This window comes from Sinorhizobium garamanticum (genome assembly GCF_029892065.1).
Taxonomy (GTDB): Bacteria; Pseudomonadota; Alphaproteobacteria; order Rhizobiales; family Rhizobiaceae; genus Sinorhizobium; species Sinorhizobium garamanticum.
The window spans coordinates 321,121-341,798 of sequence record NZ_CP120374.1 but is presented as its reverse complement, the minus strand read 5'-3'; the positions used below and the strand labels follow the sequence as shown (position 1 = coordinate 341,798).

Below are 20,678 nucleotides of genomic sequence, written 5' to 3'. Positions count from 1 at the left end.
ACATTTATGTCCATTTCACTCGAAAGTTTTAACAATAAGCAAGCCGCTGCCGTCGTCAGCAACGACGTGGCTGCCCGCGTCCGGGCCGCTCGTGAGGCTGTCGGCTACAGCATCGAGGACCTTGCTGTTACTTGTGGCCTCGCCAACGTCGAAATCAGTGACATTGAAAGCGGCCTGGATACCAATCCGGCAAAGCTGAAGCGTATCGCATCCGCGTTGCAACTGCCGCTATCGGACTTCTTGACCGTGGAAATTTGACGGACAAGCCGACCGGTCCCGCCGTGCGGACCGGTCGGAAGGTCTTGAAGTTCTCTGCATGCTATTGACTTTATTCAGGTAATTCCGGCCCTTATCGAGCCCACGCAGCGCGGCGGGTGGTTAAGCACCGACGTTCTTTCCCAGCCTTTCCTTTCAGTGCCCTGTCGGATGTTCCTCTCAAAAGTCCGGAGGCCGTGCAGGTCGAGCAGTCATCCCACTTGAAAGAACCGAACGGATGAACATCGTCCTTGTCCCCGGGTTCATGACTGACCGCGAACTGTGGTCGGACATGCTCCGTCGGTTGCCGACGAGCGGCCAAATCGTCCATGTCGATCCGACGCGGGCGCAGTCGATTGAGGAAATGGCGAGACAGGCACTGATTGACGCACCAGAGCAGTTCGTGCTCGTCGGTTTCTCCATGGGAGGTTACGTCGCGCGGGAGATGGTACGGCTCGCACCACGGCGGATATCGTCCCTCGTGCTGATCGCTACCTCTGCGCGAGGTGACGGCGAAATTCAAGATCGGCGCAGGTCGGCGGCCTCCGCTTTCGATCCTGCCACATTCCGGGGGCTTAGCCGTGCTTCCCTCCGCACCTCTGTTCACCCGGATCGAGAGAACGATGTTGAATTGATCGATCGGATCCATGCGATGAGCGTTCGCCTCGGTGGCAGAGTTTTTCGGCAGCAGACAATGTTTCGCCGCGATGGCGATCTTGAACGCCTGAGCGAGATCCGCTGCGCCACGCTGATCGTGGCAGGAACACAGGACCGCCTCCGCAGCATCGAGGAGGCCGAAGAACTGCGCGATGGCATCCCTGGCGCGGTCATGGAGTTGGTCGAGGCCGGGCATATGATCCCCATGGAAGCGCCCGAGGAGCTTGCGGCGATCCTGGCACGCTGGCTGCAGGGTCGATTGGCTCAATAAGTGGCGAGAAAATGCGTCGGCGGCTAGGCGAGGGTCCCGGTCAAGGTCCTGTTGTTAAATCGTCGCGCGCGCCTTGGCCGTGTCTCTATCAGGCTTCTTCAGTCGCTCGAGCAATGCGCGGAAGGCCTCCACCGCCCTTTTTGATGTTTCCTGCGGGTCCTCCGAGTTGGCGATCCACAAGGCGGCGTGGCTGCTGGCGCCGTTGATCAAGCGCGCAGTCGCTTCCTCATCGACTTCGACAATCGCTCCGTCCGCCTTGAGTTGGCTCAGGCTCCGACTGAGCGCTGCGATACAGCCGTTGGTGCTTGGCCATTGGGATATGTCTCCGAGGACGGCGGGGCCGTCGCGAAACATGATTCGTTGAATTTCGGGCTCGAGCGCCATCTGAATATAGGCCACGCACTCGTCGACGAACCCCTGCCAGCGCGTCGGCGCCTGTGACGAGACGCTGTTCAACCGCGCCGTCATCTCGGCATCCATCTCTTGAATCACCGCCTGCAGCAGCCCTTTTTTGTCTCCGAAGTGGTGATAGAGCGCGCCCCGCGTCAATCCCGCGCCAGCGGTGAAATCATCCATTGAGGATTGCGCATAGCCTACCGTCCCGAAGGCGTGCCGGGCCGCGGCAAGCAACTTCGCGCGTGTCTCGGCGATCATTTCCGGGCGCGGCTTGCTCATGGATTCTCCTTCTTCACATACGACGCGTATTTTATTTGACATACGTGGCGTATGCAACTACTGTCCACATACGCCACGTATGTAAGTAGGGCGTCCTGATGACGAAGGAACACCTCATGTCTAATCCTTACAGAGAAATATTCAGGGTGCGGGGCGCGAAAGGCTTCTCCGCCGCGGGCTTTTTCGCGCGCTTGCCTATTGCCATGGCACCGATCGGCATTGTCGCCATGCTGTCGCAGACACACGGGGAATATTGGATCGCGGGCGCGGTTTCAGCAACGTTCGCCCTCACGAATGCGCTCGCATCTCCTCAAATCTCGCGGCTGGTTGATCGGCTCGGCCAATCGACAGTCATAGCGCCGACCACAGTGGTCTCGGTCCTGGCTTTTGTTGCTCTCATGATGGGAGCGAACCAGGATTGGCCAGCGTGGGCGTTGTTCGCGTCGGCCTTTTTCGCGGGGGTGATGCCAAGCATCCCGGCGATGTTGCGGGCGCGCTGGACGGAGATATTCCGTGACCGTCCTGAGTTGAACACGGCCTTTGCCTTTGAGTCGGCAGCGGACGAACTGGTTTACATCGCTGGCGCGTCGCTCTCGGTCGGGTTGGCGGTCGCGCTGTTTCCGGAAGCCGGGATGCTGGTCAGCACCATTCTCCTCGCGATCGGAACTGCTGCTTTCGTCCTGCAGCGCTCGACTGAACCGAAAGTGCGTCCTCTGGAGCAAGGCGTTTCCCAAGCATCGGCAATTCGGCTGCGACCGGTGCAGATCATAACGCTCGCACTGGTATTCGTCGGCTCGATGTTTGCTACGGCGGAAGTCAGTGCCGTTGCAATCACGAAAGAGCTTGGGCAGGCAAATGCCGCAAGCCTGGTCATCGGCGTCTACGCGATCGGGTCGTTCGTCGTCGGGCTGGTCATCGGGGCCCTGAACCCCAGGATGCCGCTGCACAGGCAATTGCTGATCGCGGTCAGTGTCCTTGCGGTGACGGCCCTACCGCTGCTTATTGCCGATACGGTACCGCTTCTGACTGTCGCCGTCTTCGTCAGCGGCATCGCCATCTCGCCGACCTTCATCACGGCCTTTGGCTTGATCGAGCGCCAGGTTCCGGAATCAATGCTGACCGAGGGCGTTACATGGGTGATGACGGGCATTGGAATCGGCATGGCGCTCGGGGCCTTCGTCGCGGGCTGGGTAGTCGATAATTTCGGCGCGCAAAACGGCTTCTTCGTATCCGTAGCCGCTGGCGTGGCGTCCGTGGCGATCATCGCATTGGGTCAAGGAATACTGGCCGGAGGCCGAATAGAAGCTACAGCGGACACGCTGCCCCAACCCGCAGAGTAGGAGAGCTCAACTCACCGATGACCTTACGGCGGTTATTCAAAACAGAAGCAGCATGTCGCGCGTTGCAGCGCGACATGCTGCCGCCGTTTGTCTCCACGAGTACTGGCCGAAGACGAGGTGGGGATGGGCGCCGGCATTCACGGAGAAGCGGGGCGCGCGTGCAAGGCTTGCAAGGTCGCCGGTCGGGACCTGCATGACGTGGCTGGACATGGCCGGACTTTCACCGGCGATTGTTGCGCGTCTGGACGAGGGCGAGCTTTCGCCGTAGGAGCCGGTGTCACCTCGCGGCCAGAAGGCTTTCGACTTGTCTGATCAGTTCGGGACCGTCGAACGGTTTTGCCAGGCGAGGCAATGCACGAAACCGCTCCGGTAAATCTGCCGCCGTATAGCCCGTCAGCAGCAGGACGGGCACGCCGCGCTCGAGCAGTTCATCAACGAGTGGATAGACGAACTCGCCGCGTAGATTCAGGTCCAGAGTGGCGACTTCGAATTTCTGTTCGCGTGACGCGGTGATCGATCCCTGTAACGTCGTGAAAGGGCCCACGACGACGTAGCCGGCTGCAACGAGGTCGTCCTCGATCTGCAATGCCACCAGGAATTCGTCTTCGACGACGAAAACCCGGCATCCCCCGGACTCCGTCATTCGGCACCCCTGAGATAGGGCACGTCGATCGTGCAGTTCAGCCCTTGTGACGCAAACTCCAGGCGGACATCACCGCCCAGGTCGGAAGCGAGGACCCGTTCGAGAAGCAAGCGGCCGAAACCGTTGTGGCTTGGCGGCGATACGGGGGGGCCCCCTGTCTCGCACCAGCGGATGCAAAGCCGGTTCTCAGTCGGGTCGACAGCCCAATCGACACTTACACGACCGGCCTTTACGGAAAGCGCGCCGTGCTTGGCGGCATTGGTGGCAAGTTCATGCGCGGCCATACCGAGGGTCAGGGCATGTCTGGGTGGCAGGGTCGTTGGCGGGCCGTCGAGGGAGATGTTGTCCATGTCCTCGTTGCGATAGGGAGCCAACTCGTCGGAGAATATGGTCTCAAGGGAGACTCCCGACCACCTGGCTTCCGCAAGACGGGTATGTGCTTGTGCCAAAGCCCGGATGCGGGCATCGAACGATCGCTGCGCATCGTGGGCGTCCGGGTTCGTCGAAAATGACTGCCGTGCGATCGAGTTGACGGTGGCCAGCGTGTTTTTCACGCGGTGGCTGAGTTCAGCGACAAGCAGGTCCCTCTGCGCCTCAGCCTCCTTTCGCTCGGTGATGTCCATGCAAATGCCAGCCAGACGCTCACCCGCCGCGCTGTCTGAGGAAGAGAACCGGCCAAAGGCTTCCATCCAGCGTATCGCCCCGTCGGGAAGGCGCATGCGGTAGGTGACATGATAGTCCTCGCGGGTCGCAAGGGCCTTTTCGATTGCCTGTTCGACGGCCGGAAGATCGGCCGGATGAATACCACGCTTGAAATCGGCAAGCGTCCCCCCGAACGTTCCCGGCTCGAGATGATGAAGCGCTTCCAGCCCGGGTGACCAGATCACTCTGCCGCTCTGCAAGTTCCACTCCCAGGCGCCCATCCGCCCGGCATCCAGAGCCATTTTCAGCCGGCGCTCGCTTTCTCGAAGGGCTTCTTCTGTCTGCTTGCGCTCCGTGATGTCGATGAAGGCTGCCACGGCGCCCGTTATTTCCCCAAGGGCGTTTCGCAACGGGGTCGCGTTGCCGAGGAGATGGCGCGATTTACCATCTACGAACCGGATCTCCTCTTCGAAGTTTTCGACATCTTCTCCGCGTGCGGCGCGCTGCACGGGCAGTTCATCGGCCGATAGCATCCTGCCCGCCGAGAAAATCTGAAACCCGGATGGCCGCTCTTCAGGGGGCGCCGAAAACGAGAGGTTCGAACCTGGTGGCAGGTGGAGCAACTCGTAGGCGCTTCGGTTACCTTCGATGACACGGCAGTCAGCCGTTCGTGTTATCCAGATGGGGGCCGGAACCGCCTCCATAATAGCCTGCAGTTCGGCTGCGCGTGCCCGTTCGTTCGCCTCGTTGCGTCGTAGTTGCTCCTCCGCGAGGTGCCTTGCCCGTTCGGCTCGTAAGCGTTGGATACTGAAGCCGAGCTGTCGCGCGATTGTCAGCGCGAGGCCGATCTCCGTCTCGCTGAACACATGGGGCATGTCGTAATACGCCATGAACTTGCCGATCAGCCGTCCTCCGGTAATCAAGGGAATGAACCCGAGTGCGGCAATGCCTTCCGATGCGATTGTCGCTCTGAGATCGTCGGAAAGGTCGGCTCCAGTCACGTCTTCAACGAAGATGGGGTCCGGATCACGTGCGTCCGGAGTCCACGGAGAATGGCCGTCGACGGCATGACGGTAATGTTCTGACAATCCGCTCCAGGCCACGAAGCGCATCGTATCGGACTGGTCGAACAACAGAATCGACGCGCGACTGCAGTTGAGCGCCGCTCTGATTGCATCCAACGCCGCGTCGTAGGCCTCTTCAATGCCCTTGGCGCGATGAAGCTTTTCAGTGAGGCGGTAGAGCGAAGCCTGCTCGCGCAGCCGCGCTTCCATTGTCTCTTCGGCTTGCTTGCGTTCCGTGATGTTGCGGGCGATTTTCGAGGCGCCGATTATGCGGCCTGTGGCGTCACGAACGGGCGAAATCGTAAGTGAGATATCCACAAGGCTTCCGTCCTTGCGCTGACGCTTCGTTTCGTAGTGATCGATACGCACTCCATTGCGGATGCGATCGAGGATGTGAGGCTCCTCATCCTCATGACCGGGCGGTATAAGAATGGTGATCGGCTTCCCGATCATTTCATCGGCGGTGTACCCAAACAGGCGCTCGGCTCCCTTGTTCCAACTGGTGACGATGCTGTTCAGGTCCTTGCTGATGATGGCATCGTCGGAGGACTCGACGATCGCTGCGAGATACCTGGAATCCTGTTCAGCCCTTCGGCGGCATTCAGCGTCATGCTGGCTGGCGAGTAACGAATGTGCGTTGTCGATCGCTGTTGCTGCGTGTGCAGCGAGCGCATCGACGGCATCCTCGGATTCCTCGGAAAATACGCCGGGTTCATCATGCCCGAACAGCCCGCCGCCGATATCGACAAGGAGATTGATCGCCCCCGTCATCATTCCCGACTTGTCAAAGATCGGTGTCGGGTAGGGAAGGATCGGAACCATCGTTCCATCCGGCCGCACAGCCACAATCCCACGCCCCCTGATCGCTCGCCCTTCCTTGAGCGTCTGGGCCATCGGACACTCGTCATGGGGCAGAATTGACCCGTCCGCGCGACGCAGCTCCCAACTGACGCACCAACGATCCTTGCCGAGTTTGGGCTCCCTGCCGGCGAGATCCGCAGCCGCCTGATTGAAGTAGGTTATGATCCCCTCTCGGTCCGTGGCGTAGACCGCCACAGGCAATGCGTCCAGCACCGCCCGAAAATCCGGCGAATCCAAGGCATTGATCTTGCTCTCCAAATTTTTCGGCAGAGCCTCCGCGCTGCACATAGGTCCCTCCGCAAGCGCTCGCTGACCCCGGGAAACGCGGCACGGGCAGGTTTGTTCCTGAGAGGCACGCGCTCCACCTGCCTGCCAACCCCCAAGGTCGCACGGGTAGATCCTCAGCAAAGCTGATGTTAGGTTCCCTCGCCGGTGGAGTGGAGACTGGCAGGATCCGCGGAGGAGACCGAGTAGTTAAATCGGAGATGTTTTTATGAGCAGAACTGTGCTGAACGCCGTGGGCAAAACGCTGTACTACAGCGGAAGTTCGACGGCATGGTTTTCCGCCACAGGATCAGGCCCGACACTCTACGGGACGTCCGGTAACGATTCCATCTGGGGCGACAGTTCCGTCAATGTCACCATGATCGGCGGCAAGGGCGACGACATCTATTATCTCTATTCCGGGATCAATCGAGCATACGAGGCTCCAGGCGAGGGTGTCGATACGATCAACACCTGGATGAGCTACACGCTGCCGAACAATTTCGAGAACCTGACCGTCACCGGCAACGGTCGTTTCGCCTTCGGCAATGACGGCGACAACATCATCACCGGTGGCTCCGGCAGCCAGACGATCGACGGTGATGGCGGTAATGACGTCCTGATCGGGGCGGGCGGCACGGACATCTTTGTCTTCTCAAAGGGCAATGGCAGCGATCTGATCACCGATTTCAGTTCGAATGATATCGTGCGGCTTAACGGCTATGGCCTAACTTCGTTCGACCAACTCCTCGAAAATATGGTGCAGGAAGGTGGCAATCTCCGGCTTAGCTTCGCCAACGGCGAGAGCCTGGTCTTCGCCGATACGACCGTCGACGAACTGCAAGCAGGCCAGTTCCAGTTGAGCCTCGACCGGTCTGCTCTGACGCAGACCTTTTCCGACGATTTCAATACCCTGCGGCTTCGTGACGGTGCGAGCGGTATCTGGGATGCCAAATTCTGGTGGGCACCCGAAAAGGGAAGCACGCTCACCGGTAACGGCGAACTGCAATGGTATATAAACCCGGCCTATCAGCCGACGGCTTCCGCTAATCCGTTTTCCATCAACAACGGTGTCCTGACGATCACCGCAGCGCCGGCGTCCGATGCCATTCAGGCTCAGATCAACGGTTACGACTACACATCGGGCCTGCTCACGACCCATTCCTCCTTTGCCCAGACCTACGGCTATTTCGAGATTCGTGCTGACATGCCGAACGACCAAGGCGCCTGGCCGGCCTTCTGGCTGCTCCCGGCCGACGGCTCCTGGCCGCCGGAATTGGATGTTGTGGAAATGCGCGGGCAGGATCCGAATACCGTCATCGCCACCGTCCATTCCAACGAAACCGGGTCGCAGACCAGCATTGCCAGCGCCGTCAAGGTTGCCGATACCAGCGGGTTTCACAAATACGGAGTGCTTTGGACGGAAGAGGAGATCGTCTGGTACTTCGATGACGCCGCGATCGCACGCGCCGACACGCCCTCGGACATGCACGATCCGATGTACATGCTCGTGAATCTCGCCGTCGGAGGTATCGCGGGCACACCGACCGACGGCCTTGTCGATGGGGCTGAAATGAAGATCGACTATATCAGGGCCTATTCGCTCGATCCGGACTGGCAGATCTAAACGATGTAATCTTTGGCGGGGGCCGGCATGTCGAGCTGCCGGCCTCCAACCATATGGCCCCTTACTTCTGAATGCAGGTGTCGACGGTATCTTTGGTGCATTCGTCGAGACCGGTGAACACCGGGTCTTCGACGGGCTTGCCGGCGATCAGGTCCAGCATCACCGCTGGTGCCTTGTAACCCATCTCGAACGGCCGCTGGCCGACGAGCGCTGTTACGAGGCCCTCGCGCGCGATCGCCACTTCTTCGCCGATGGTGTCGGCGGCGCCGATGACGAACTCGTTCTTGGCGATCTTGTCGGCCATCGGCTTGAACAGATCGCGATAGGGTTGCGGCGCACCGAACAGCGGCCAGCCGCCCATGATGCCGAAGGCATCGAGGTCCGGGTTGGCGGCAAGGATATCGGTCATAGCCTGGACGCCCTTGGCGCCGTCGTCATTGGTGAAGACCGGGCAGCCGGCGACTTCGGTCCAGCCGCCTTCGCCCTTCAGTTCTGCGAGACCCTTTTGGCCGGTCAGCGTGTCCCGCATCCCCTGGGCACGGCGCAGAATATTGTCCGCACCCGGGTTACCTTCGATCGTGCAGATCTTACCGCCATTCGGCTTGGCCTTCTTGATGTATTCGGCGATCCGCGCGCCCATCAGGTAGTTGTCGGTGCCAAGATAGGTCTTGCGCAGTGCCGAATCCTCGGCGGCAAGATCCGCATCCAGCGTCATAACCGGAATCGACGGATTGGCCGTTTTTAGCGTTTGGGCGATGAGTTTTGCGTTTGACGGCGAGATGGCGATGGCGGCCGTTTCTGCCTTGCCCAGCATATCCTGGACGATCTGCGCCTCGCCAGCCTCGTCCGACGTCGATGCCGGACCGGTGTAGAAGCATTCATATTCCGAATCCGGGTTTTCCTTGTTCCACTTCTGGCAACCCTGGTTGATCGCTTCGAAGAACGGGTTGTCGAGGCCCTTCACGACGATGACGAGCTGTTTCTTCTGGGCCATGGCCGTTCCGGCGCTGAGTGCCAAGACGGCAACGGCAAGCAATAGTGCCTTCCTCATTCCTTCCTCCCTTGAAACAAACGGGCACCCACGTGCCCGCCCACAAATCAACCCGGGTACCAGACGATGCGCGGATCATCCTGCGAACGCTCGTACTGCCAAGCCGAGTCGATAAGCTTTTCCATGTCGTAGTCAGGTCGCCAGTCCAGCAGGTACTTCGCCTTGCTGTTGTCCATCCAGTTCGAGTGAAACTGGCTTGCTATGTCGACGGAAGCGAGGCCGCGGGTGCGGGCGAGATAAGCGGCAACTTCGCCATAGTCGACCGGCCTGTCCATTGAGATGTTGAAGAGCTGCCGCGTCGCGCGCGGATTGTCGATCGCTGCCAGTATGGCGGAGACCAGATCATCGACATGCACGAAATTGCGTTTCAGCGGCTGCCCGTCGGCATCGCGTAGCAGTGGCACGGTGCCGTCTCTGGCGTAGCGCTTCGCGTCGGCCTCCGGAACGAGGTTCTTCCACACCGGGCCGCCGAAGACGTCATCGCCGAAAGACAGCGTGTACCTGAAGTCGTCCTTCTCCATGATCCACGGCGCGCGCAGGCAGCAGCCATTGAGGCCGTACTGGATGCCGAACTGCTCCAGCATCACCTCTTCGAGCACCTTCGACAGCGCGTAGCACCCGGGATAAGCCTGATGCGGTACCTTCTCGGTAATCGGTCCGTCATGGCGGTAGTAGAAATGACCGATGCCGGCGTCGCCGCCGATGAGGATGAACTGGGACGAGGACGCGCTTGCGCGGAACTCTTCCAGCAGCCAGAAAAGTCCCTTGACCGTAACGTCCATGACGTCGTCGGGGGTCTCCTTGCAGGTGGCGAGGTGCACCACGTGGGTGACATCGGCGAGCGCTTCAGAGACGACCTGCCGGTCGGCGATCGATCCGCGCGCCACCTCGACCCGGTCGGTTTCCGGGCACAGCCGATTATGACAAAGCGCACGGATGCGCGCCTCGGAAAATCGCGGATCGTCAAGCAGCCCAGCAATGAAGTGCCGCCCGACCTTGCCCGTTGCTCCGGTGACAAGGATCAGCATGCTCTTGCTCCCCTTTTTAAAGCTAATATCGGCGCGCTTCGCTCGTCAACGAGTATTTGTAATACAAAATAGATTCTTGCCCGCGTGGAACGACTTAATTCGCAGGACAATCGATTGACGCTGTCCCAAGGTTTTGCGTAAATTCGCTTAATCGCTCTTTCGGGGAGGAAATCGGAGAAGCGAGATTGCGACGGCTCCGCACCCAAGACGAAGGGGTTCGGAGCGGGCGCAAGCCTGGAGCTATCGGGAGGATAGACGGCCGTGGCGGTCCTCGAACTCGCCAACATTTCCAAACATTTCGGCGCCATCCAGGCGGTCAATGATATTTCGCTTTCGCTCGAAGCGGGAGAGGTGGTCGGCCTCATGGGCGACAACGGCGCCGGCAAGTCGACATTGGTCAAGATGATCGCCGGCAACTTTCGGCCAAGTCACGGCACGATGCACCTGGACGGCGCGGAACTCGTTCTTCATCGGCCCGTCGAGGCGCGCCAGCATGGCATCGAGATCGTTCACCAGGATCTGGCGCTCTGCAACAACCTGACGGCCGCGGCGAATGTCTTCCTCGGACGCGAACTGCGGCGCGGTCTCGGCCCACTGCGCATTCTTGACCACAAGAGGATGTACAAGCGTGCCGGCGAGATTTTCAGGGAGCTGAAATCGGAAACGCGGCCACGTGATCTCGTCAAGCAGATGTCGGGCGGTCAGCGGCAAGCGGTTGCGATTGCCCGCACGATGCTCTCGGAGGCAAAGATCGTGCTCATGGACGAGCCCACCGCGGCGATCTCGGTTCGTCAGGTGGCGGAAGTCTTGAACCTGATCCGGGAACTGCGCGACCGGGGCATTGCGGTCATCCTGATCAGCCACCGCATGCCCGATGTCTTCGACGTCGCCGACCGTGTCATCGTGATGCGGCGCGGCCGAAAGGTCGCAGACAAACCGATTGCCTCAAGCTCACCGGAAGAGGTTACCGGACTAATTACTGGCGCGATCGAGCAAGTATGATCGGACGGGCCGAAGGGATACGAGGTCGACGATGGCAACAACGCTAGAACGGACCATAGAACACAGGCAGCAAACCTGGCCGGCGGCGTTGCTCGCGAGCCAGACGTTCTGGGTGCTGATCGCGGTGATCCTCGCCTGCATATTCTTGTCTTTCGCCACCGACTCCTTCGCCACGGCGAAGAATCTCTACAACATCACCCGCAACGTGACCTTCGTTGCGATCATCGCTCTCGGCATGACCCTGGTCATCATTACCGGTGGCATCGATCTGTCCGTCGGATCCGTGCTTTGCCTGTGCAGCATGATCCTCGCGGTCGTCATGCACGCCGGCTACAGCATCGAGGTCGGCATCGCCGCCTCGATCGGCACTGCGCTTCTGATCGGCGCCTTCAACGGGGTGATGATCGCTTATCTCGGGTTCCCGCCCTTCGTGATCACGCTCGGCATGCTGTCGATCGCACGCAGCTTGGCGATGGTCGCGTCGAACAACACCGTCGTCTTTCAGTTCGGACCGGATCACGACAAGTTGCTGGCGCTTGGCGGCGGCGCATGGTTCTTCGGCATCGCCAATCCCGTGCTCTACATGATCGCGCTGGCGCTCCTCACTGGTTTCGTGCTGCGCTGGACCAAATTCGGCCGCTACGTATTTGCCATCGGCGGCAACGAGCAGGCGGCCATACTCACGGGCGTTCCGGTCAGAAGGATCAAGGTTACCGTTTACATGATCTCCGCGCTCGCGGCCGGGATCGCCGGTATCATTCAGACTGGCTGGCTCGGCGCCGTCACGACCAACATCGGCGCGGGAATGGAACTTCAGGTCATTGCCGCGGCGGTAATCGGCGGCGCCAATCTCGCCGGCGGCGTCGGCACGGCCTCTGGAGCCTTGATCGGTGCGGCGCTCATCGAAGTGATCCGCAACAGTCTCGGCCTGCTCGGCATCAATGCCTTTTGGCAGGGCACCTTCATCGGCGGCGCCACGGTGCTGGCCGTCCTGTTCGACCGAATCCGCAACTTCCGGCAGAGCGAATAAACCCGCGTGACTGGAAGCTGCCGCCTCAGCCCTTGACCAGAATGCGCCGCATCTCCTCCATGGCGGCGTCGAACTGAGGATCTTTTCCTGCCGCATAAGGCAGGCTGAATGGCACCCGAATGTCGGGATCGATGCCTCGCCCTTCGAGCCGCAGCCCCTCGTCGACGACGGCGTCCGAAACGGCCAGTTCCAGCAGGCTGTCGTCAGGCAGCAGATAGGCGCGTCCGGCGAGCAGCGCACCGGCCGTTCGCGATCCGACGAGCGGAATTCCGTTCACCTTCAAGGCATAGGCGAAGAGTTCCAACCCGCTTCTGGCACCTTCGTCGATGATCGCGACCACGGGACGACGCCAGCGCACGTTGGCGAGCGTCTCCTTGCCATTCCGATTGATCAGTCGGAACGTCGGAGTATCACCGACGAAAAGCTCCGCTGCGTCGGCCGGCCCGCCGCCCCACCGGCCGCGGAGATCGACGATTACGCCGTCGGCATCCTTGAGGCGCCCGGTTGCGAGCTCGCGGGCGACGATGTCCAGCCCATCTGCCGTCGAGAGCGTCCACAGTCGAAGATAGCCGATCCGCCGTCCGTCATGCTCCGTCACTTTTACGCTGCTCTCGATCGCCCTCTCAAATGTCCGCAGCGGCCTCAGTCGCTCGACGGCAACCTTGACGGCGATCGGCTCGGCGCCCGGTCGACGCCGCAACCGAACCTCGACGCTCCGCCCTATCTTGTTACGAAAGGATTCGATTTCGCGGTAGGGGGCGCCATCCACCGAAAGGATCTCGTCGCCGACAAGAATTCCCGCGCGGTCGGCAGGCGAGCCGTCATAGACATCGGTGACGAAACGCGGGCCATCGCCCTGTGTGATCATGCCGACGCCAGCATAGTTCACGTCGCCATCCGGCGGAAACAATCGCCGCATGTCGTTGCGGACGGCAAAGCGGAATATATCGATGATCTCGAAATAGTCGATCGTATCGCGTTTGAAGCGGGCGGTATGCGACGCACCGAGGCTCGCGAGGATCGTGTCGATCGCTTTGTCGACCTCAGCCCGCGAACTTTTGGCGGTTAGCGGCACATCTTCAATCTGGCGGCGCACCGTCGCGGCGAACCGATCGAGCGCAGATGCGTCGTGAAAATTATCGACCACGAGCGTGACGGCCCGGTCGAAGACCGGATGCCCCGATCGAGGCGGTTCGAGGGCAAAGGCTTGCCCGGATGTGAGAAAAAGCAAAAGTATGAGGGGGAGGGAGCCGACCGTCCTTGCGCGCATGGGCCGATTTCCGTTTCTGTTTCGGCTACGGCATGTTTCCTAAATCGATTTAAGGAAACATACCGACATTCAACGTGCTACAGCGTCTTTTCCGCGTCTGATAAGACGCGCGGCGCTGTAGTATCGGCGAAACCGCGGCTGGATTGCGACCTCGGCAAACAACATTCCGTGAGCGTCGTGCCGATGTCGCGGCGCTTTGAGTGGTTGGTGGGCGCCGCCCGCCACGCAGGATGGATGAAGTTAATAGGTCCTGAGCCTAGAGCGCGACAGCCACCACGAGGAGGATTAGGCTGATCATGGCAAACGCCGCCCGTGCGACATGGGAGAACTCCCAACGATCACGCAGATAGGTCCAGTCGAGATTTTCGGAATCCGGAGGATCTCGCGAAGCGGCCAGCGAGAAGAAGCCGGCGCTCACGCCCTTTAGTTCGACATCCTTGAGCCAAAAATTGTTCACCGGGTGCGTCAGGATCCAGTAGGTCGCCTGCATGGCCAATAGGCCGATGAAGGCAGAGGCTATCAGCCAGAAAGCCAGCGTGCCGGGTGGCGTCAAGAACAGGAGAACGGCGCTGAACAACAGGCCGAGAGGCTCGGCCGCACCTCCGATGGTGAAGCCGGGATAGTAGATCGGTTGAATACCGAAATACTGTTCCTTGGCCAATCTGAGTTTGCCCGGCAATTCGAGCGCGTGCGCGAGTGCCAGCGCCATGGCGATAGCCACGATGATGATCGTCAGAACCTGCAAGGCAAGGAACATGGTTGGCACCCGATTCCGCTTCAGGGGTCGAACGTTTCAGCGCATGTTCGGTTCCGATGCCGTTTACCGCTGAAAGGCTCAAAAGTGGGTATGACCACCCTTGTCCCGGCGCAGGTGGCCGAAACGGAAGCTCCCTGATGCAGCCGCGCGCACCATCATCATTTCGCCGATCGTCTCATGGGTCATGAGCCCGACGAGATGGTCCGAACCGTCGACCACCGCAACGGCGGGAGAACTCGCCTGTTGCATCAGTTTCAGGCTCTCTTCGAGGCGCTTGCGATAGTGGATCCGCGGAATGTCGTCGCGCATCGCGCTGACGACCGGCGTTGCGGCCCCTCTTTCCTTCAGAGTGCGGATCATATCGTCGCGTGTCAGCAGGCCCTCGAAACGGCCGGTGGCGTCGACCACGGGGAACTCGCGTTGCGTCGTCGCGAGCAGCATCTCGATCGCCTCGTCGATGGTCGCCGAGCGGTCAAGCCTTGCGAATTCGGTGACCATGACGTCGGCGATGAGCACGCTGCCGGAAACGGCGCGGATATGCGCGTTCTGAGCTTCGGCCGTTGCGGCCAGATAAACGAAGATGGCGATGAAGATCAGCAGCGGATTATAAAACAGGCCGATGAAACCAAAAACGAAGGCAAGGCCCTGGCCGATTGCCGCGGCGATCTCGGTTGCTCGTGCCCAAGTGAGCCGCGAGGCGAGGGCTGCGCGCAGCACGCGACCCCCATCCATCGGAAAGGCCGGAATCATATTGAAAAGCACGAGAAAGACGTTGACCCCGGCAAGCCTTGCAAGAAAGCTCGTTCCGGGATCTTCAACACCGGCCATCTGCTCCATGCCCACCGATCCGCCGAGCGCGAGAAAGATGAGCCCCGCGATCACGACATTGACGAGGGGACCGGCAATGGCGATCACAAACTCCTCGCGAGGTTCTTCGGGCATGCGTTCGAGACGAGCCACGCCGCCGATCGGCAGCAGGGTGATATCCGGTGTCTTGATTCCGAAATAGCGCGCGGCGGCGATGTGCCCGAACTCATGCAGCACGACGCAGACGAACACGGCGATGATGAAAACGATGCCTTCCCACGCCGCGGGCGCGCCGCCGATCCGGTAATGCATCAGCCATATCCAGATAAGCAGGAGCGCAAAGGTAACATGCAGCCGTATCGCCGTGCCGGCAATCGTTCCAATCCTGAGAGACCAACCCATGTGCGTCCTGCTCCCGCGTCCTGTTGTCGGCAGGCAGCCTTTCCTCTTCAATGACCTCAGCCGTCGACCGAGGTGCCGACAACGCTATGATAGTCGATCACCTCGGCTTCGCCATGGCGAAGATGCCAACTGCGGTCGGGCTGTTTCAAAAAAATATTCAATAGGCCCGCGGCGGCACAAACAGACAAATTGTCTTGCTGTGCTCCTCGCCTGCTGCCGAGCACCAATGGTAGAACCCGTCAGGTGAGATGCGCACCCTCCCATCGGTGTAGGGAAGTACTTCGCCGGTCGCCTTGATGATATAGCCTTGCGGACGTTCGCTTATTGCCGTCTGGGTGACCTGCCGGCAATCCAGATTTGAACAGCAGGAGTTCGGATATTTCCATCCGCTAGGGGCGTCATGGGCAAAGGCCGTCGTTGACAACCCGAGAAGGGCAGGGAGGAGGAAAATTCCGCGCATCGCAATCTCCTTTCAGGAGGGCTCCGACGGGGTGAGAGGCCGAAGCCGACAATTGACCTACGTCATCAAACGCCGAAATTGCGGAAATGATCCGACTGCGGCCGTCGGCAGGTTCAAAATCGGGTGACAATCACGCCAGCCGCAGGAGTATCTGCCGTCGCTCAGCGCTGAGCGACGAGGAACGAATCGCTCTCGCCCTCGACAAGTTCCATGGGCCAGACCTTGTTTGCAGGAGCGTCCGGATAATGGTCTCTGAAGGCCGGCATGGCGGAAAGCAGGGTTTCCGCCAGCGCGATGCCGAGATCGCGAAGCGACAGCCGGAAGCAGGTGAGCGGCGGCGAAAGGAAATGCGCGTGCGGGCTATAGCGCCCGATCACCGCGATGTCGCGCCCCGGCTTGATGCCGGCTTCGGAGAGGGCCTGGTAGAAACCGATCGCGATCGTCTCGTTGATCAGCACGATCGCCGTCGGCGGCTCGTCAAGCGCGAGAAGGTCACGGGCGATCTGGTAGCCGCCCGCCTCGTTCGGCGTCGAGCGGAAGATCAGATCCTCCTCCAGAGGCAGGCCGTGCGCGGCGAGCGCTTCGCGGCAGCGGTCAACGAAGATGTAGCCGAGATTGACGTCGTCGTGCGGACGCGTCACCGCGATGCGGCTATGGCCGCGCGCGACGAGGCGGTCGATCGCTGCTTGCGCCATGCCCTCGAAATCGAGATCGAGCCAGGGCTGGCCGGCATCTGTCAGGCTTCGGCCGAGTGTGACGAAGGGGATGTTGCGTTCGGCCAGGAATTCGATGCGGGGGTCGTTGCGCTGGGTTGCCGACAGGATCAGCCCGTCAGCGAAGCCGCGCGCCACGACGCGGCGCAGGTAGTCGTTTGGATCTTCCTGCGACGAGCAAAGCAGGGCCACGAGATCGAGCTTGTGTTCGGCAAAGACGGCCTGCACGCCGTCGAAAACGCTCATGAAGAATATGTCGCCCTGGCCGGTGATCTCCGTGCCGGTCTGGATCATGAAGCCGATGATATTGGTCGTGCCCTGCCGTAGACTGCGGCCCGATTGGTTCGGAACATAACCAAGTTCCGCCGCCGCCTCGAGCACGCGCTTACGCGTCTCCTCATTGACGTCAGGCTTGCCGTTGAGCGCCCGCGAGACCGTGCCGATGGAAATATCGAGATGTTGCGCAAGACGCCGAATTCCCTTCATCCCGACTTTCATCCTCCCGTCAAGCGTCCACTCGTCTCCGAATCCCTATTGACATGTTTCGGAAACTCCGCATAGTTCCGTAAACGTTTACGGTAGCCAAAACAAGGCGATTTCGTAGACTTACGGGAGGAGAAACGTGATTCTGCGCGCAGTTCTGTGCGGGTGCGGAGCTATGGCCAAAGGTTGGCTTAAGGCGATCGCCGCAAACCGCGAACTTCAATCATCGATCCGCATTGTTGGGCTCGTCGACGTCAACGCCGACACTGCCCGGAACCTTGCGGCGGAATTCGATATTGCGGATGCGATCATCGGCTCCGATCTCGATGCCGTCTTGAGCGAAACCAAACCGGATCTGCTCTTCGACATCGTCGTGCCCGCCGCCCGTCGTGATGTCGTTGCTACCGGGTTCAGGCATGGGTGCCACGTGCTGAGCGAGAAACCGATGGCGACCTCGCTCGCCGCCGGCAGGGAATTGATCCGTCTTGCGGGCGAGGCGGGCAAGATCCACGCCGTCGTCCAGAACCGCCGCTTTATCTCCGGCGTGCGCCGTATCCACCGCTTCGTCGAAAGCGGGGCGATCGGCACACTGACCGGTCTCCATTGCGATTTCTTCATCGGCGCACATTTCGGCGGCTTCCGGGAAGAGATGGACAACGTGCTGCTCCTGGACATGGCGATCCATACCTTCGATGCGGCGCGTTTCATCGCCGGCAAGACGCCGCTCGCGGTCTATTGCCACGAGAGCAATCCGCGCGGCTCCTGGTATGCGCACGGTGCGGCCGCGAACGCCATCTTCGAGCTCTCGGATGACGTCACCTTCACCTATCGCGGCTCGTGGTGCGCCGAGGGCGCGAATACAAGCTGGGAGAGCCAGTGGCGCATCATCGGCACCGAGGGCACGTTGCTCTGGGACGGAGCCGAGAGCTTCCAGGCCAACAAAGTCGCCGGCGAAGGCTTTCTGCGCGAACTGCTTCCGATCGAGGTCCCGGAACCGGCCGATCAAGCAGAGACGCATGGCCACGCCAGCGTGATCGCAGATTTCGTTGCGGCCATCCGCTCCGGCGAGAAGCCGGAAACGGCTAGCGATGACAACATCAACAGCCTTGCCATGGTTTTTGCAGCGATCGAAAGCGCCCGCACCCGGCAGCGCGTGACAATTTGAGGTATCTGATGAGCAATCCAGCCAAATCCATCCGCATCGGCACCATGGTCAGCGCCACGAAAGGCGAGGCTGCCAAGCGCATCGGCCAGATCGCCGACTTGGGGTTCGAGAGCTTCGAACCTTTCTTCTGGCAGACGACCAACGGGCAGGACCTCGCCGAGCTTGGCAAGCGCTGCAGGGAGGCGATCGGCGAGCGCGACATCACCATCTCGACGCTCGGCATGTTCGGCAATCCGTTGGAGGAGACCGACATCGACCTGCAGACGCTGCAGGGCTGGAAGGATTGCATCGACAACGCGCATCACTTCGGCGCGACCTGCGTCGCGGGGTTCACCGGCCGCATCCGCAATCGTCCGCTGACCGACAGCCTGCCGCGCTACAGGAAGATTTGGCGCGAACTCGGTGATCGCGCGGCAGACAAGGGCGTGAAGATCGCCTTTGAAAACTGCGCGATGGACGGGAACTGGGCGACGGGCGACTGGAACATCGCCCACAATCCCGATGCCTGGGAACTGATGTTCAACGAGACGCCGGACGACCATATCGGCCTCGAATGGGAGCCCTGTCACCAGATGGTCTATCTGATCGACCCTCTGCCGCAGATCCGCAAATGGGCGCACAAGATTTTCCATGTGCACGGCAAGGACGCGACGATCCGCTGGGACGTCATCCGCGAGCGCGGCATCTTCGGCAAGGAGAAATTCGTCTTCATGCGCACGCCCGGTTTCGGCGACAGCAACTGGACGGACGTCATCTCGGAACTCAGGCTCGCCGGCTGGTCCGGTTCGATCGACATCGAAGGCTGGCACGACCCGGTCTATCGCGATGCGCTTGAGATGACCGGCCAGGTTCACGCGCTCAACTACCTGAAAACCTGCCGGGGCGGCGATTTCGTCGTCGATCCGGTCTGAGACCATGCCCGACGACCGGCGCGGAGGATGCCGGTCGCGGAACAACCACAGAGGAGGAGATTATGGGTATTCGCAGATATGCAATCCTGGGCACCGTCGCCCTCGGCACTTCGTTGGCAGCATTCGCCGCCAGCGCAGAAGATGTGACGATCAGTGTTTGGTCGCTGGATCGAGACATTCAGCCGGCGCCAAACTTGATCAAGGATTTCAACAAGCTGAACACAGGAATTAAAGTCGAATATCGCCAGATCCAGTTTGACGACGTTGTCAGCGAGGCCATGCGCGCTTACTCGACTGGCCAGGCACCGGATATCATCGCCATCGACAATCCGGAGCACGCGCTCTTCGCGTCCCGCGGCGCATTTCTCGACCTCACCGACATGATCGCGACGTCCACCGTCGTGAAGCCGGAGAACTATTTTCCGGGGCCGCTGGCTTCGGTGACCTGGGAGGGGAAATATTACGGCATCCCGAAGGCGACGAATACGATCGCCCTCTATTACAACAAGGACATGTTCAAGGCGAAGGGCCTCGACCCGAACAAGCCGCCGCAGACCTGGGACGAACTCGTCGAAGCGGCACGCAAGCTGACGGATCCGGCCGCCAATGTCTACGGCCTTGCCTTCTCTGCGAAGGCAAACGAGGAGGGAACCTTCCAGTTCCTGCCCTGGGTACAGATGGCCGGCGGCGGCTATGACAAGATCAATTCCGAGGGTGCGGTCAAGGCGCTCGATATCTGGAAGACGATCATCGACGAGAAGCTGGCGTCGCCGGATAGTCTGACGCGCGGACAATGGGATTCCACCGGCACCTTCAATTCGGGCAATGCGGCCATGGCGATCTCCGGCCCGTGGGAACTCGACCGCATGATCCAGGAGGCGAAGTTCGACTGGGGCGTCGCGCTGCTGCCAGTTCCCGAGTTGGGCGCCGAACGCTCCTCGGCGATGGGCGACTTCAACTGGGCGATCTTCGCAAGCACCGAACATCCGGCGGAAGCCTTTAAGGTGCTCGAATATTTCGCCTCGCAGGACGACAGGATGTTCAAGGATTTCGGGCAACTGCCGGCCCGCTCCGACATCTCCATTCCGCCGACCGGCGAGCAGAAGAAGGACGCTGCACTCAAGGCATTCGTCGAGCAGTTGAAATATGCGAAGCCACGCGGCCCGCATCCGGAATGGCCGAAGATCTCCAAGGCGATCCAGGACGCGATCCAGGCAGCGTTGACGGGGCAGATGAGCTCCAAGGAGGCGCTTGATCAGGCGGCTGAGAAAATCAAGGCTGTTCTCGGTTGAGAAGATGC

At 60.6% G+C, this 20,678-nt stretch carries 20 protein-coding genes; 9 read left to right on the top strand and 11 right to left on the bottom strand.

The window, feature by feature from the left end; genetic code table 11:
* Positions 1 to 6 precede the first annotated feature (6 nt).
* Both PZN02_RS21545 and PZN02_RS21540 read left to right on the top strand, forming a co-directional pair.
* Positions 7 to 258, top strand: coding sequence for a helix-turn-helix domain-containing protein (locus PZN02_RS21545; protein WP_280662709.1), 252 nt, complete (start codon positions 7 to 9; stop codon positions 256 to 258).
* Between the two features lie 235 nt (positions 259 to 493).
* On the top strand, positions 494 to 1,183 hold the full coding sequence (locus tag PZN02_RS21540) for an alpha/beta fold hydrolase (RefSeq protein ID WP_280662708.1): 690 nt from the start codon (positions 494 to 496) through the stop codon (positions 1,181 to 1,183).
* A 54-nt stretch (positions 1,184 to 1,237) separates the two neighbouring features.
* On the opposite strand, the gene PZN02_RS21535 is transcribed toward PZN02_RS21540, so the two are convergent.
* The gene (locus tag PZN02_RS21535) at positions 1,238 to 1,858 is read right to left on the bottom strand and encodes a TetR/AcrR family transcriptional regulator (RefSeq protein WP_280663326.1); all 621 of its coding nucleotides are present in this window, start codon (positions 1,856 to 1,858) and stop codon (positions 1,238 to 1,240) included.
* A 116-nt stretch (positions 1,859 to 1,974) separates the two neighbouring features.
* Here PZN02_RS21535 and PZN02_RS21530 point away from each other — a divergent pair, with 116 nt between their 5' ends.
* Positions 1,975 to 3,198 (top strand): MFS transporter, encoded by a 1,224-nt coding sequence (locus PZN02_RS21530; protein ID WP_280662707.1) that lies wholly within the window; start codon positions 1,975 to 1,977, stop codon positions 3,196 to 3,198.
* A gap of 36 nt (positions 3,199 to 3,234) precedes the next feature.
* On the opposite strand, the gene PZN02_RS21525 is transcribed toward PZN02_RS21530, so the two are convergent.
* From PZN02_RS21525 to PZN02_RS21515, 3 genes are all read right to left on the bottom strand, one after another.
* Entirely contained in the window at positions 3,235 to 3,408 is a 174-nt protein-coding gene (locus PZN02_RS21525) for a hypothetical protein (protein ID WP_280662706.1), read from the bottom strand.
* Between the two features lie 67 nt (positions 3,409 to 3,475).
* Entirely contained in the window at positions 3,476 to 3,841 is a 366-nt protein-coding gene (locus PZN02_RS21520) for a response regulator (protein ID WP_280662705.1), read from the bottom strand.
* The gene (locus tag PZN02_RS21515) at positions 3,838 to 6,696 is read right to left on the bottom strand and encodes a PAS domain S-box protein (protein WP_280662704.1); all 2,859 of its coding nucleotides are present in this window, start codon (positions 6,694 to 6,696) and stop codon (positions 3,838 to 3,840) included. Before PZN02_RS21515 ends, PZN02_RS21520 begins: the two co-directional genes overlap by 4 nt.
* 205 nt (positions 6,697 to 6,901) lie before the next feature.
* On the opposite strand from PZN02_RS21515, the gene eglC reads away from it, so the two are divergent.
* Positions 6,902 to 8,299 carry an endo-1,3-1,4-beta-glycanase EglC gene (gene eglC / locus PZN02_RS21510; RefSeq protein ID WP_280662703.1) on the top strand — a complete coding sequence of 466 codons (1,398 nt, stop codon included), beginning with the start codon at positions 6,902 to 6,904 and terminating at the stop codon, positions 8,297 to 8,299.
* Positions 8,300 to 8,360: 61 nt separating this feature from the next.
* Here the strand turns inward: eglC and PZN02_RS21505 are convergent, their stop codons facing one another.
* Positions 8,361 to 9,350 carry a sugar-binding protein gene (locus tag PZN02_RS21505; protein WP_225109504.1) on the bottom strand — a complete coding sequence of 330 codons (990 nt, stop codon included), beginning with the start codon at positions 9,348 to 9,350 and terminating at the stop codon, positions 8,361 to 8,363.
* A 47-nt stretch (positions 9,351 to 9,397) separates the two neighbouring features.
* A complete protein-coding gene (locus PZN02_RS21500) occupies positions 9,398 to 10,378 on the bottom strand; it encodes an NAD-dependent epimerase/dehydratase family protein (RefSeq protein WP_280662702.1) in 981 nt (326 codons plus the stop codon).
* Positions 10,379 to 10,639: 261 nt separating this feature from the next.
* Here PZN02_RS21500 and PZN02_RS21495 point away from each other — a divergent pair, with 261 nt between their 5' ends.
* Positions 10,640 to 11,380, top strand: coding sequence for an ATP-binding cassette domain-containing protein (locus PZN02_RS21495; protein WP_280662701.1), 741 nt, complete (start codon positions 10,640 to 10,642; stop codon positions 11,378 to 11,380).
* 31 nt (positions 11,381 to 11,411) lie between these two features.
* Positions 11,412 to 12,410 carry an ABC transporter permease gene (locus PZN02_RS21490; RefSeq protein ID WP_280662700.1) on the top strand — a complete coding sequence of 333 codons (999 nt, stop codon included), beginning with the start codon at positions 11,412 to 11,414 and terminating at the stop codon, positions 12,408 to 12,410.
* Positions 12,411 to 12,435: 25 nt separating this feature from the next.
* Here the strand turns inward: PZN02_RS21490 and PZN02_RS21485 are convergent, their stop codons facing one another.
* The 5 genes from PZN02_RS21485 to PZN02_RS21465 form a co-directional block, all read right to left on the bottom strand.
* Positions 12,436 to 13,680: a S41 family peptidase gene (locus PZN02_RS21485; protein WP_280662699.1), complete on the bottom strand. Its 1,245-nt coding sequence runs from the start codon at positions 13,678 to 13,680 to the stop codon at positions 12,436 to 12,438.
* A 256-nt stretch (positions 13,681 to 13,936) separates the two neighbouring features.
* Entirely contained in the window at positions 13,937 to 14,437 is a 501-nt protein-coding gene (locus PZN02_RS21480) for a DUF1772 domain-containing protein (protein WP_280662698.1), read from the bottom strand.
* A 78-nt stretch (positions 14,438 to 14,515) separates the two neighbouring features.
* Entirely contained in the window at positions 14,516 to 15,646 is a 1,131-nt protein-coding gene (locus tag PZN02_RS21475) for a site-2 protease family protein (protein WP_280662697.1), read from the bottom strand.
* Between the two features lie 157 nt (positions 15,647 to 15,803).
* Complete coding sequence (locus tag PZN02_RS21470; RefSeq protein WP_280662696.1) at positions 15,804 to 16,106, bottom strand: cupin domain-containing protein; 303 nt, start codon at positions 16,104 to 16,106, stop codon at positions 15,804 to 15,806.
* Between the two features lie 161 nt (positions 16,107 to 16,267).
* Positions 16,268 to 17,305, bottom strand: coding sequence for a substrate-binding domain-containing protein (locus tag PZN02_RS21465; protein ID WP_280662695.1), 1,038 nt, complete (start codon positions 17,303 to 17,305; stop codon positions 16,268 to 16,270).
* Positions 17,306 to 17,477: 172 nt separating this feature from the next.
* Between PZN02_RS21465 and PZN02_RS21460 the strand changes: the two genes are divergently transcribed.
* From PZN02_RS21460 to PZN02_RS21450, 3 genes are all read left to right on the top strand, one after another.
* Entirely contained in the window at positions 17,478 to 18,467 is a 990-nt protein-coding gene (locus PZN02_RS21460; protein ID WP_425336336.1) for a Gfo/Idh/MocA family protein, read from the top strand.
* Positions 18,468 to 18,475: 8 nt separating this feature from the next.
* A complete protein-coding gene (locus PZN02_RS21455; protein WP_280662693.1) occupies positions 18,476 to 19,378 on the top strand; it encodes a sugar phosphate isomerase/epimerase family protein in 903 nt (300 codons plus the stop codon).
* 62 nt (positions 19,379 to 19,440) lie between these two features.
* A complete protein-coding gene (locus PZN02_RS21450; protein ID WP_280662692.1) occupies positions 19,441 to 20,670 on the top strand; it encodes an ABC transporter substrate-binding protein in 1,230 nt (409 codons plus the stop codon).
* Positions 20,671 to 20,678: the final 8 nt, after the last annotated feature.